Source organism: Thermoflexus sp. (genome assembly GCF_034432235.1).
Classification (GTDB): domain Bacteria; phylum Chloroflexota; class Anaerolineae; order Thermoflexales; family Thermoflexaceae; genus Thermoflexus.
Map to the genome: position 1 here is coordinate 34,625 of NZ_DAOUCJ010000063.1, position 13,186 is coordinate 47,810.

At 64.6% G+C, this 13,186-nt stretch carries 11 protein-coding genes; 2 read left to right on the forward strand and 9 right to left on the reverse strand.

Going from position 1 to position 13,186, the window contains the following annotated elements:
- Positions 1–19: 19 nt before the first annotated feature.
- From VAE54_RS07640 to VAE54_RS07660, 5 genes are all read right to left on the reverse strand, one after another.
- Positions 20–1,270 (reverse strand): glycosyltransferase, encoded by a 1,251-nt coding sequence (locus VAE54_RS07640; RefSeq protein ID WP_322801355.1) that lies wholly within the window; start codon positions 1,268–1,270, stop codon positions 20–22.
- Between the two features lie 125 nt (positions 1,271–1,395).
- Positions 1,396–2,226, reverse strand: a complete 831-nt coding sequence (locus tag VAE54_RS07645) for a carbohydrate ABC transporter permease (protein ID WP_322801356.1) — start codon at positions 2,224–2,226, stop codon at positions 1,396–1,398.
- A 6-nt stretch (positions 2,227–2,232) separates the two neighbouring features.
- A complete protein-coding gene (locus VAE54_RS07650) occupies positions 2,233–3,141 on the reverse strand; it encodes a sugar ABC transporter permease (RefSeq protein ID WP_322801357.1) in 909 nt (302 codons plus the stop codon).
- A gap of 215 nt (positions 3,142–3,356) precedes the next feature.
- Complete coding sequence (locus VAE54_RS07655) at positions 3,357–4,625, reverse strand: ABC transporter substrate-binding protein (protein WP_322801358.1); 1,269 nt, start codon at positions 4,623–4,625, stop codon at positions 3,357–3,359.
- Positions 4,622–5,662: a LacI family DNA-binding transcriptional regulator gene (locus tag VAE54_RS07660; RefSeq protein ID WP_322801359.1), complete on the reverse strand. Its 1,041-nt coding sequence runs from the start codon at positions 5,660–5,662 to the stop codon at positions 4,622–4,624. The genes VAE54_RS07655 and VAE54_RS07660 overlap by 4 nt, the downstream gene beginning before the upstream one ends.
- Positions 5,663–6,014: 352 nt before the next feature.
- Between VAE54_RS07660 and VAE54_RS07665 the strand changes: the two genes are divergently transcribed.
- Entirely contained in the window at positions 6,015–6,779 is a 765-nt protein-coding gene (locus VAE54_RS07665; protein WP_322801360.1) for an ABC transporter ATP-binding protein, read from the forward strand.
- Between the two features lie 21 nt (positions 6,780–6,800).
- On the opposite strand, the gene VAE54_RS07670 is transcribed toward VAE54_RS07665, so the two are convergent.
- The 3 genes from VAE54_RS07670 to VAE54_RS07680 form a co-directional block, all read right to left on the reverse strand.
- Complete coding sequence (locus tag VAE54_RS07670) at positions 6,801–7,457, reverse strand: PHP-associated domain-containing protein (RefSeq protein ID WP_322801361.1); 657 nt, start codon at positions 7,455–7,457, stop codon at positions 6,801–6,803.
- The gene (gene cmk, locus VAE54_RS07675) at positions 7,444–8,151 is read right to left on the reverse strand and encodes a (d)CMP kinase (RefSeq protein ID WP_322801362.1); all 708 of its coding nucleotides are present in this window, start codon (positions 8,149–8,151) and stop codon (positions 7,444–7,446) included. Before cmk ends, VAE54_RS07670 begins: the two co-directional genes overlap by 14 nt.
- 161 nt (positions 8,152–8,312) lie before the next feature.
- Entirely contained in the window at positions 8,313–8,750 is a 438-nt protein-coding gene (locus tag VAE54_RS07680) for a VOC family protein (RefSeq protein ID WP_322801363.1), read from the reverse strand.
- A 140-nt stretch (positions 8,751–8,890) separates the two neighbouring features.
- Between VAE54_RS07680 and VAE54_RS07685 the strand changes: the two genes are divergently transcribed.
- Positions 8,891–10,357 carry a menaquinone biosynthesis decarboxylase gene (locus VAE54_RS07685; RefSeq protein WP_322801364.1) on the forward strand — a complete coding sequence of 489 codons (1,467 nt, stop codon included), beginning with the start codon at positions 8,891–8,893 and terminating at the stop codon, positions 10,355–10,357.
- 77 nt (positions 10,358–10,434) lie between these two features.
- On the opposite strand, the gene VAE54_RS07690 is transcribed toward VAE54_RS07685, so the two are convergent.
- The gene (locus VAE54_RS07690; protein WP_322801365.1) at positions 10,435–12,903 is read right to left on the reverse strand and encodes an ATP-dependent Clp protease ATP-binding subunit; all 2,469 of its coding nucleotides are present in this window, start codon (positions 12,901–12,903) and stop codon (positions 10,435–10,437) included.
- Between the last annotated feature and the right edge of the window lie 283 nt (positions 12,904–13,186).

Consider the following 13,186-nt stretch of genomic DNA (forward strand, 5'->3'; position numbering starts at 1 on the left):
TCTTCCTCACCGACGTGAATCAGTGAGCGTGCCCATCCAGAAGCGATCGAAGCAGCATCAGTTCATCCCGCAAACCCCGGGTGCAAAGGAAATGCTGTCGCACATGTTCCCGGCCCCGCTCCCCCATCGCCCGGGCTTTCTCCGGTTGGTTCAGCAACTCCAGCGCCCTCCCCGCGCACTCCTCCACGCTGCTCACCAGGAAACCCGTTTCTCCATCCAGGACCTGCAATGGAATCCCGCCGACCCGGCCCCCGACGACCGGCTTTCCTTTCCATAAAGCCTCTGTGACGGTGAGCCCAAATCCCTCCCGCAGGGATTTCTGGATGACCACATCCGCAACCCGCTGGAAGGCATTCACTTCCCATGCGCCCACCCCATGGAAGTTGTGCAGCACATAAAGATCCGGGTCCTCCCCTGCATGCCGCAGCGTGCGGTCATAATAAAACCATCCCTCCGGGTCATCGTGGGCCATGGATCCCACCAGGGCCAGCTGAACCTCCGGGCGCTCCTCCTTGACCAGCCGGTAGGCATCGATCACCCCCAGGGGGTCCTTCCATGGGTCGAAGCGGGAGACCTGCAGAAGCAGGGGCCGGTTCACATCCACCCCGAACCGGGCGACGATGGCCCGCGCTTCCCCCAGATCCATCGGCGCGTTTTTGGGCGAGAGGGGATCGATGGTCGGAGGGATGATCTCCACGCGAGGGACCGGGAAGCCAGGCCCCACGTATTCCGCCATGGTGAAGACTGCCGCATCGTAAACAGCAAGATAGGGGAGCAGGAACGACCAGAAAACCCGATTCGGGTTGCTGGTATCGATATGACAGCGCCAGATCCAGAACCGGGCCCCGCGGCGTTCTCGCTGCAGCGGGATGCCGACCGGTTGCGGGTCATGGATCACGATGACGTCGTAGTCCCCTGGCAGAGACATCGCGTTCTGCCGGTTCCCTTCCTTCCAGATCTCCTGCATCGGCGGGGTGAAGGCGATGTCCATCCCCTGGAGGCCGTTATGCATCGCCTTGGTGACCCGGAAGAAGGCATCGTCCCCGTGGATCACCCGCCACTCCGCCTCCAGGCCGAGATCCCGCAGCAAGGGGATATGGGTGGCCAGGATCTCGGCCACTCCCCCGCCGAAGGCGGTGGCGTTCACATGCAGCACCCGCAGGCCGCGCAGAGGCGCGACGAGCTCCCGAAGGGCCTCGATAACCTCAGCCTCCACCAGGGGGCGCAACGCTTCCAGGGATCGGGAAGGAACAGCTACAGGTTCATGCATCGCATGGTCTCCGCTCAGCGATAGAAGTTACACCGCGCGATCTCCCCCCGGCGGCTTCCAGGGTCAGGCGCTGAACAGCATAAGCCCTGCGAAATGGTGGAAAAACCATGAGCGCGCACCGCTCACTATTTCAGGGTCCACCCGATCAGGCCCCGAATGTAATAGCGCTGGAGCAGGGCGAAGACCAGGATCGGCACACTCATGGTCAGGATGGAAGCCGCGGTCAGCACGCCCCAATCGATATGATACTGGCCCCGCAGCAGGGGGATGCGCTGGGTGGCCACCAGCATATCAGGATCGTAGATCAGGATCAGGGCCATGAAGAAATCGTTCCAGGCCCAGGTCAGTTGCAAGGCAGCGGCTGAGGCCAGGCCGGGCAGGCTGAGAGGCAGCACAATCCGGGTGAAGATCTGAAACCGGCTCGCCCCATCCAGGCTGGCCGCCTCCTCGATCTCCGGCGGCAGAGTGGAAAAATAGTTCCGCAGGAAGAGGATCACCCAGGGCAGCGCCCACGCCGTGTGCACCAGGATCAGCCCGAGATAGCTGTTGATCAGCCCCAGATCCCGCAGGAACCGGAAGAGGGGGACGGCCACCATCTGCTGAGGGATCGCCATCAGGAGAACGATCGTCAGGAAGAGGGGATCCCGCAGCGGGAAGGGGAAACGAAGCAACGCGTAAGCCGCCATCGCCCCGATGAATATCGGCAGAACCGTGGCCGGGATGACCACCGCCAGGGAGTTGCGGATCCCCTGTCCGATAGGGGCGGTGGGATGGTTCCATGCTTTCAGGAAGTTATCCAGGGAGATGGTGAAGGAAGAGAACTGCCACCACCCGTGGATCAGCTCGCTCTGGGGGCGCAGAGCGCTCATCAGGATGCCGATGAAGGGGACGATCCAGATCAGGCCCACTCCCCATGCCAGCGCGTTCACCGCCAGTTCCTGTCCCCACCGCCGCATCGCGCTTCACTCCGGAGAACGTGTGGTCCGCACGAACCAGAGGCCGACGATCAGCGTGAAGAGCGTCAGCAGGGTGGCCACCGCCGCCGCCCGATGGAACTCCAGGGCCCGGAAGGCGTAGAAATACATCTGGAGGGCGAGCACCATGGTGGCCCCGCCCGGGCCACCCATCGTCGCCGTGTAGACGATGTCGAAGATCTTCAACTCCCAGAGGACCGTCATGGCCACGATCACCATGGTGACCGGGCGGAGGCTGGGGATGGTGATATACCAGAACTGCTGGAGAGGGCCCGCTCCATCCACGGCGGCGGCCTCATAGTAATCGCGTGGGATCGTCGCCAGGCCGGCGCTGTAAAGGATCATGCTGAACCCGACCCAGAGCCAGACGGACCCGAGGATCAGCGCCGGCAATGCCGTCTCCGGGTAAGCGGCCCAGCTCCGCCCCAGCTCCGTCAGCCCCACCGCCCGCAGGATCGCGGTGACGATCCCCGCGTTCTCGTCGAACAGGAAGCGAATGATCACACCCCCGACGATCATCGGCGTGACCATTCCCAGGAAGATGATGGATTTGAGGAAGGTAGCCCCCCAAGCCCGATCCAGCAACACCGCCAGGATCAGACCCAATCCGATCGTCAGCGGAAGATGGAGCAAGATCCACACCGCATTGTGGACGATGGAGCCCCAGGGGGGTGGGCCGGGCGGGAAGCCTGGGAGATTGAAGGTGTCCGGATCGGAGAGGACCTGAACGAAATTCCGCAGGCCCACAAAGGCCCCCTGCCGGTCGGTGAAGCTGAGGGCGATGGTCTGCAAGGCGGGGAGGATGATAAAAAAGAGAATGAGAAGCAGGGCTGGTGCGGTGAACCCCAGAAAACTTCCCCAGCGTCCGATTCGCTTCCACCCTCGCCATGCCCGCATGGTCCCCGGCTCCTGATCCGGATTCAGAGGGACAGGAGATGGGCGCAGACGGCGAATCGGCCTGCCCCCATTCCCTTCCCTTTGCAAAACAACCGCCGTTCGGCTCCCATCCGGGAGGCCGGATAGCCTCTCCCCGCGGCCTGAGGGGCCGCGGGGAGAGGAGAGAACACGGAGTGTCTGGAGGGGAGCTCCCCGGGAAAATCCAGAGGAGCCCGCTATCGAGTGGGGAAGCGAGCGTCCAGGGTGCGGAGCACACTATCCAGCGCCTGGGGGCGCACCCAGAGGAGCTTCAGCTGATCCCAGAACGTGCGCTGCCAATCCCCGCCCACCGTGTCATCCAGGTCCGGGACGTTCGGCCGCTCGATCTTCGCCAGGGCCTCCGCCAGGGCCCGGTCGGCCGGCGGGTAAACCTCGGGGGAGATGTCCTTGCGGCTGGCGAGCTTGCCGCCCTGTTTGGCCCGGATCTCCATCCCCTCCTTGCTGATCAGGAAGGCGACGAGCTGCTTGGCGGCCTCCACATTCTCGCTGTATTTGGGGATGAAGGCCCAGTCAGTGCCCCCCACCACCCCGCGCGCCCCAGGCAGAGTGAACACGCCCAGGTCGTTCGGGTCCTTCACCATCCCGGTCAGCCAGTTCCCCATGAAGAACAGGCCGTATTCCTCATTCCACCAGAGGTCAATGGCCTGGGTCCATTCCACCGGGTCGCTGAAGTATTTGCCGAGCAGGGGAACCAGGCGCTCGGCGAAGATGGCGCGGACCTGGGGATCGGTGAACCGGGCCTTGCCGGCGATCAGATTCTCCTGGAGCTCCGGCCCGCCGAAGGTGATCAGGAAATGCTCCACAATGTCGCTCAGCGGCCAGCCCACGCCATCGCCGCTGATGATCGCCTTCTTGATACCGGGGATCTTGGAGATCTGATCCAGGAGGGCCAGGAACTCCTCCCACGTGGCCGGCGGCTTCAGATTATGCTTCTGGAAGAAGGATTTCTTATACCAGAAGCCGGGCTTCACAAAGAGAACATAGGGGACAGCGTAAACCCGGCCATCCACAGGGGCGGGCTGGAGCACGAACTGGCTGGCCTCCTTCTGCCACACGTCCGTGAGATCCACCGCGTGATCCTTGTTCTTCCGGATCCACCAGTCCCACATGAAAATCACATCACCCGGGGCCTGCTTCGCCTCAAATTGAGGAGGCAAAATCTGCGAGAGATCCTCCGCCCGGTAGATCCGGTAGCGGATCTGAACGCCGAGCTTCTTCTCCGCCGCCTTAAGGACGGGGAGGAACTGGTCCATCTCTGCGCCCGCCCAGGGGCCGATGACGGTCAGGGTGGGGATTACCTTGGTGACCTCAACGGTCTTTTCGACCGGCACCGTCCGCTCAATGACCCGGGTCTCCACGATCCGTTCAGGAGTCGGCGTGGCGGCTGGCACACAGGCGCTGACCGCCAACATCAAAACCACCAGCACAAACCCGATACGTTTCATGCTCCACCTCCCGCGCCACAGGATTGACGGATCACCAGCCCGGTGGCCAACCGGATTGTTGCGGTCGGAGGCCTTCCCTCCTGAATCCACCGAAGTAACAGCCGGCCCGCCTCCCGCCCCAGATCCTCCGCCGGCAGGTGAACGGTGGTGAGCGGTGGATCCACGTAGGCAGAGAGAGGCACATCATCAAAGCTCACCAGAGCCAAGTCCTGGGGAACCCGCAGGCCGTGGCGGCGGATGACCTGAAGGGCACCAAAGGCGACCACATCGCTGGCCACAAAGACCGCGGTGGGAGGATCCGGAAGCTTCAGCAATCGCTCCATCGCCACCGCGCCGCTGGCCGGGGTGAAAGCCCCGAAGGCGACCAGGGTTTCATCGTAAGGCAGGCCCGCCTCCTCCAGGGCCTGACGATAGCCGAGCCAGCGCTCATAACTGGCCGTATACGATAACGGCGCGTTGGTGATCAACCCGATCCGTCGATGGCCTAACCGGACCAGATGACGCGTGGCCATGGCGGCTGCCTGCCTGTTGTCCACATCGACCGAGGGGAGCGGAGTGTTGGCCAGATGACCCAGGAGAACCACGGGCGTTTCCTGCCCCCAGCGTCCCAGCCACTCCCGATCCTCAAAGCGCGGGCCGGAGAGGATCAGCCCATCGACCCGACGCTCCTGAAGCAGGCGGGTGGTCTCCTCAGGAGCATGATGGGGGGCAAGGGGAAAGAGCAGCAGATGCAGATTCGCCTCTCGAAGGACATCGCTCAGGCCCCGCAGCACTTCCGGAAGGAACGCATCGGCGAAAACCTGATCGGGGGTCTGACGCATCACGAAGGCGATCACCTCGGAGCGCCCGCGGACCAGATGCCGGGCTCCCGCGTGGGGGCGGTAGTTCAGGCGAGCCGCCGCCTCCAGGACCCGCTGTCGGGTCTCCAGAGGGATCCGAACATCCGGGACGCCGTTCAGCACCAGCGAGACGGTGGTCCGGGAAACCCCCGCCAGGCGGGCCACATCCTCAGCTGTTGGCGATCGTCGCTTGATCATCGCATGCTAACACGCGTTAGCATCAAGATTATTTTAGTAATTCGTTTGATTTATGTCAAGAAAATCGAGGGGGTATGCGAAAACCCGAAGATTTCCCCTGCGCTGCGATGGGACATGGGGGGAGGGGAAAGCGGAGAGGATCGGAGGGGTTTCCACAACCAAGCGGCGGGTCCATTCCAGAGGAGATCCTCCGCTTTGCGGAGGCTGGGGGAGACATTAGACTGAAGGGCAACAGAGATCAGGGGGCCAGGAGATCCTTTATTCTCCAAACCCATCGAAGTGGAAGATTCTCTGGGGAGGCGAGGCCGCCCCGGATGGGGACATCCTCGCCTGGGAAGCGGAGGGAAGCGCCATGCTCCGGGTAGAGCGGTTGCGGGTCGCCTATGGGGATGAAGTGGTCATCCCGGGGTTAAGCTTCTTCGTGGAGCCGGGCCAGGCGCTGGGATTGATCGGCCCCAATGGCGCCGGAAAGACCACGGTGCTCCGCGCCTTAAGCGGCGTGATCCCCCTTCAGGCCGGCACGATCTTCTGGGAGGACGTTCCGCTGCATACGCTTCCCCCGGAACATCGGGCGCGGTGGATCGCCGTGGTCCCTCAGGGGGCTTCGCTTCCCGAGGCCTTCACCGGGGAAGAGGTGGTCTCCTTCGGGCGCACCCCCTACCTTTCCTGGCTGTCTGCGCTTTCCGCAACGGACCGGATGCACATCGAGCAGGCGATGATCCGGACGGAAACGCAGGCCTTTGCAGAGCGGCCGGTGGGGACGCTTTCGGGAGGGGAGCGCCAGCGCCTGCTCATCGCCCGCGCTTTCGCTCAGACCCCACGCATCCTGCTGCTGGATGAGGCCTTCGCCCATCTGGATCTGAAATATCAGCTCCGGCTTCTCCAGCTGATCCGCCGGATGCTCTGGACGGAGCATATGGCGGGGGTGCTGGCGATTCACGATCTCCATCTGGCGGCTCGCTTCTGCGATCGGCTGCTGCTGCTGAAAAACGGCCGGGCACTGGCTTTCGGGCCCCCGGAGGAGGTCCTTCAGCCGGCCCTTCTGGAAGCCGCCTACGAGATCCCTATGCGCGTGGAGCGCCATCCGGAAGCCGGGTGGTTGATCTGGCCGGCTTGAGAGCCCCATCCATCCAGGCCCTCAGGAGGAGATCAACCGGGCACGGCGCCACTTCGCCCACATGGAAAGCAGGTGGACCCACACCGGGCTCAGACGGCGGGTGGGGCGGGCATGGCGTAAGGCTTGCAGGAAACCCACCGCGTCTTCAAAGGGTGGAAGGGCCGTCCACGCCCGGCCCAGCTCCCACAGGGTGTGGGCGTCGCTGCCGGAGAATCCCGGCTTGCCGAACCGCGCGGCCAGCGCCGCGGCGCAGGCATTGTCGCCCGGAAACACGCAGCGCGCGTTGAAGATCTCCACCGCGTCTACCATATGGAGCACAGCCTCGGCGACCTTCCGGCCCACCGCGGAGCCCCGCGCCCGGTCACAGGGATGGGGAAGCGCCACCACCCCGCCCTGCTCCCGGATCCGATCGATGGTTTCCATCAGGGGGAGACCTTTCGGGATCTCCCGCTCGATGAAGTAAGCGAGCACCTCCCCTTCCCGGGTGCGGATCTCCTCGCCCACGATGATCAGATCGGGCGCCCGTTCCTTCAGCCGCAACGCCCCCTGGATGGTGTTGTGATCGGTCACCGCCACGCGATCCAGGCCTTTCCGACGGCAGGCGGCGAGGAAATCCTCGAGGGAAACCAGGCTGTCCGGCGAGCAAACCGTATGGGCGTGGAGCTCAACCCGCCACATGGGATGTCTCCTGGCACCGGGCTTCGAGGAGGGCCAGCACGCGCTGGAACACTTCCTCGATATCCATCGCTGTGGTGTCCAGGACCACCGCGTCAGGGGCCGGGCGCAGCGGCGCGACTTCCCGCCCCTGATCCAGGGCGTCTCGCTGCCGCATGGTCTCCAGGACCTCCTCGAAGGATACGGCTTCTCCACGATCCCGAAGCTCCCGATAACGACGCCAGGCCCGGGTCTTTAGATCCGCGTCCAGATACAGCTTGAAATCGGCCTCGGGAAGGACCACCGTTCCGATGTCCCGCCCGACCATCACCACCCGGCCCCGCAGCCCGATCTGGCGCTGACGCTGGGTGAGGGCGCGACGGACGCCTGGATACGCGGACACCTGGGAGACCGCCGCGTCCACCTCCGGGCTTCGCAGGGCCCACGTGATATCCTCCCCCTCCACCCGCACGGTATAGGGGCGGCCATCGGCCTCGGTGGGAGGCAGGATGTCCAGGTCCAGGGTCTCGGCCAGACGGGTCAGGGCCTCTTCGTCCGTCACCGGGATGCCTCGCTGCAGGGCGGCCCAGGTCACCGCCCGATACATGACCCCGGTATCGATATAGGCATATCCGAGATGAGCAGCCAGGCGCTGAGCCAGCGTGCTCTTCCCCGAAGCCGCTGGCCCATCGATGGCGATTCGCAACGGTCGCCCCATCGCGAAGGATGCCCCCCGAGAGGATCTGTGGATCGTTCCAGGATAAGGGATATACGCTCTACCGGATTCTATTGCATCCGGATCGAGCGCGCGGCGAAAGGAGGAGAAACCATTCGGGGCAGGCGGCAGAGCTGCCTGCCCCGAATCTCCCAGAACAAGGATCAGCTGCCCAGAGCGCTTCCCTCAACAGGCCCCGCTTCGCCCTCCTCCGGGGCTTTCCGGCGGCGGGGAGCTTTCGGAAGCAACGATTGGACCACGTGCAGGGGATTCCCCTCCGGGTCATAGAACGTCCCCAGCACCATCACGCCCGGGATCTCCACCAGATCCCCGACCCGGACCCCCTGGCGCTTCAGGCGGTTGAGGACGCGCCGGGCATTGCGCACCTCAAAGAGCGCGCCCCCTCCGGCGTTCCCCCCCGGCCCCTCCGGGCTCTGATGCAGCAGGATCCGCGGCCCACGAGGCGGGCCAAATTCCACCCAGCGCCCTTCCGGATCCTCCCCGCGCACCGGCAGGCCCAGGGTCTCCCCGTAGAAGGTTTTGGCCCGCGCCAAATCCTGCACCCGATACAAGACCCCTTGAACTTTGCGCACCACTGGCATCCTGGCCTCCTTCGTGTTCCAGGTTACCTCCATTATAGCGGCATTGGCCTGTTCTAAAGAGCCATTCTGGATCGGTGGACTATCGGGAGAGCTACGGTATGATGAACCCAGATCCCCATAACCGGCGAGGAGACGAGCCGATGGCGTATCAGGATCTTCGGGATTTCCTCAACCGTCTGGAACAGGCCGGGGAGCTGGTCCGCATCCGCGCACCGGTCTCCGCCGAGCTCGAGATCACCGAGATCGCCGATCGGGTGATGAAGGGTCCACCCGCCCGCAATAAGGCCCTCCTTTTCGAAAATGTGGACGGGAAGGGGATCCCCGTCGCCATCAACCTGTTTGGGACCCGACAGCGCATGGCCTGGGCCCTGGGGGTTGAAGACCTGGAGGAGCTTCGAAAGCGGCTGGAAACGCTGCTGCGCCCGGAGCTCCCCCAGAGCCTGGGGGAGGCCTTTGAACGCCTGGGCCAGGTGCTGGGAACCCTGCGGAGCATCGGGCTGGGCCCCCGGCGGGTCTCCCGGGCGCCATGTCAGGAGGTCGTGGAGACCGAACGCCCATCCCTGGATCGGCTGCCGATCCTGAAGTGCTGGCCCAAAGATGCGGGCCGCTACATCACCCTGGGCCAGGTGATCACCCGGGATCCCCGCACCGGGAAACGCAATGTCGGGCTGTATCGCCTCCAGGTTCACGATGAGCGCACCCTGGGGGTCCACTGGCAGATCCATAAGGGCGGCGCGGAGCATGAACGGGCCGCCCGGGAAGCGGGGGCGGAGCGGATCCCCATCGCCGTGGCGCTGGGAGGGGATCCTGCCTGCATCTGGGCGGCGAGCGCGCCGCTCCCTCCGGACATCGATGAGTATCTGCTCGCCGGATGGCTTCGGGGACGGCCGGTGGAAATGGTCCCCTGCGTCACCCAACCCCTCGAAGTCCCCGCCCATGCGGAGATCATCATCGAGGGCTACATCGACCCCTGGGAACAGCGCATGGAGGGCCCCTTCGGCGATCACACCGGCTATTACACGCCGCCGGAGCCCTTCCCGGTGATGCACATCACCGCGATCACCCACCGGCGGGATCCGATCTATCCCACCACGATCGTCGGCCGCCCGCCGATGGAGGATTACTGGATGGGCAAGGCCACGGAGCGGCTCTTCCTCCCGCTGATCCGCCTGTTCCTGCCGGAGGTGGTCGATTACAACATGCCTGCGGAAGGGGTTTTCCACAACCTGGTGATCGTCAGCATCCGCAAGCGGTTCCCCGGGCACGCCCGCAAAGTGATCTTCGGCCTGTGGGGCCTGGGGCTGCTGAGCCTGGCCAAATGCATTGTGGTCGTGGATAGCTGGGTGGATGTGCACAACTTATCCGAGGTGGCATGGCAGGCGCTGGGGAATGTGGACTGGAAGCGGGATGTGGTGATTGTGGAGGGGCCGGTGGATCATCTGGATCATGCTGCGCCCTTGCGGGCGTATGGGGGAAAAATCGGCATCGACGCCACCGCCAAGGGGCCCGAGGAGGGGCATCCCCGGGGCTGGCCCGAGCGCATTGAGATGAGCCCGGAGATCCGGGCGCTGGTGAATCGACGGTGGGAAGAATACGGGCTCCCCTGAGGCCCGAGGAGACCCACCGGGTAACTCATGCGTTTAAAAAACCCGGGGGCGCAGGACGCGCCCCCGGATGCCCCTGCTTATCCTTCCACGATCAGTGCCGGCGGTGGGGTCAGCTCCTCGATCCCTTTCGGGCGGAAGACCAGCTGATCTCCCTCCAGGTCGATGATCACCGTGTCTCCCGGCCCAAACCTCCCGGCCAGCATCCCCTCGGAGAGGGCATCTTCCACCAGGTTCTGGATCACCCGGCGCAGCGGCCGCGCGCCGTATTCGGGATCGTAGCCCTTATCGGCCAGGAAGGCCTTGGCCGCCGGCGTGGCCTCGATGCGCAGACGATGCTCCTGGAGACGGGCCGCCACCTTGCCCAGCTCGAGGTCCACGATCTTCAGGATGTCCTCCCGGCTCAGCGGCCGGAAGACCACCACCTGATCTACCCGGTTCAGGAACTCAGGCCGGAAGACCTTGCGCAGCTCATTGAGAAGCTTCTCCCGCATCTCCCGGTAGCGCCGCTCCAGGTCCACCTCCTCCTGCTTCTGGGTGGGGAAGCCCAGGTGCGCCTTGCGGATGGTCTCCGCGCCGATATTGGAAGTCATGATGATGATCGTGTTGCGGAAATCCACCTTGCGGCCCCGCGCATCGGTCAGCCGGCCTTCCTCCATAATCTGGAGGAGCATATTGAACACATCCGGATGGGCCTTCTCGATCTCATCGAAAACCACGATGCAGTAAGGCCGGCGGCGGACATATTCGGTGAGCTGTCCGGCGTCCTCATAGCCCACGTAACCAGGGGGCGCTCCCACCAGGCGGGAGACGTTATGGCGCTCCATGAACTCCGACATGTCCAGCTGGAGCAGCGCGTCTTCGGAGCCGAAGAGGAACTCCGCCAGGGCCTTGGTGAGCTCTGTCTTGCCCACCCCGGTCGGCCCGAGGAAGATGAAGGAGCCGATGGGTCGGCGGGGGTCCTTGAGGCCGGCGCGGGCCCGCCGCACCGCCCGGGAGATCACGCTGATGGCCTCATCCTGCCCCACGATGCGCTTCTTGAGCTCCTCCTCCATCTGGAGCAGGCGCTGGGACTCATCCCCGGCGATGCGGCTGACCGGGATGCCCGTCCACATGGAGACCACCTCGGCGATATCCTCCGCCGTGACCCTAGGTCCCTCGTCGGTCTCGCTGCGCATCCGCAATTGCTGGAGCTGAGCCTGGAGCTCCTCCTCTCGGGCTTTGAGATCGGCCACATCTTCGTAACGGCGTTCGGCCAGGGCTTCCTCCCGCTCGCGCTGCACCGTGCGTAGCTCGGTGTATACCTTCTGAAGGCTCGGCCAGCGGGAGGCCTTATACATCCGCACGCGGGCCGCCGCCTCATCGATCAGATCGATCGCCTTGTCCGGGAGATAGCGTTCAGGGATATAGCGCGCGGATAGCCGGGCAGCCGCCTCGATCGCCTCGTCCGTGATGGTCAACTTGTGATGCTCCTCGTAGCGATGGCGGATGCCCCGCAGGATCTCGATGGTTTCTTCGATCGTGGGCTCCTCCACCACCACCGGCTGGAACCGGCGCTCGAGCGCCGCGTCGCTCTCGATGTATTTGCGATATTCATCGAAGGTCGTGGCGCCGATGCACTGGATCTCCCCCCGGGCCAGGGCCGGCTTCAGGATGTTGGCCGCATCCACGGCGCTGCCGGCCGCCCCGGCACCCACCAGCATATGCATCTCATCGATGAACAGGATGCAGTCAGCGCTCTTGAGCTCCTCCAGCACTCGCTTCAGCCGTTCCTCAAACTGGCCCCGATACATCGTCCCCGCCACCAGGGAGGCCACATCCAACTGCAGGACCCGCTTGCTGAGGAGCGGCTCGGGGACCTCGCCGGCCACGATGCGCTGGGCCAGCCCCTCCACGATGGCCGTCTTGCCCACCCCGGGCTCCCCGATCAGCGCCGGGTTGTTCTTGGTCCGGCGGGAGAGGATCTGGATCACCCGCTCGATCTCCTGTTCCCGTCCGATGACCGGATCCAGCTTCCCCTCCTCGGCCAGGGCGGTCAGGTCGATGGCCAGCTGATCGAGCAGCGGCGTCTTCGGGCGCTCCCGCCGGGGCCGGGCGGCTGCAGTCGTCTCCTGGATCGCCCGATTGGTTTCCCGCCGGATCTGCTCCAGGGACAGCCCCAGGCTCTTGAGGATATCCACCGCCATCCCGTCACCCAGGCGGACCAGCCCGAGGAGGAGATGTTCGGTGCCGATGTAATGATGCCCCATGCGTCGGGCCTCATCGACGGCCAGCTCGATCACCCGACGGATGCGGGGCGTCAGGTCGGGCTTGCTATGGGGAGTGCGGCGGCCGGGCCCCGACATCCGAAGGACCATTTCCTCCACCTTCTGCGGGGTGACGCCCAGGCGTCGGAGCACCTGGCCGGCGATGCCGTTCTCTTCCTTGACCAGGCCCAGGAGCAGGTGTTCGGTGCCGATGTACGTGTGGTTCAGGCGTTCGGCTTCCTCCTGAGCCAACGCCAGCACCCGCCTGGCCCGCTGGGTAAACCGATCCAGCTTGCTGGACACAGCGTCCTCCTTCAAACCGACTGCAGGGTTTCCAGGGGCGAACGCGCAGCCGGCTCTGATGTTAGTATAACACGTCGCCCCTTTTTCAGTTAGTTCAGGGATCCCATGGTTGACCGTTTGTCGGAGGGACAACGGGGCGCACCATGACCACCCCTCAAGGGCCATAATTCCCATCCACCGGCGTGGAATCCTCAAGCTCGATGCTTCGAGTTGAGATAGAGAAAGCGGGGCGCTGCAGGCGCCCCGCTCACCCCCTCCCCAAGCCTCCCACCGGCGATCCGGG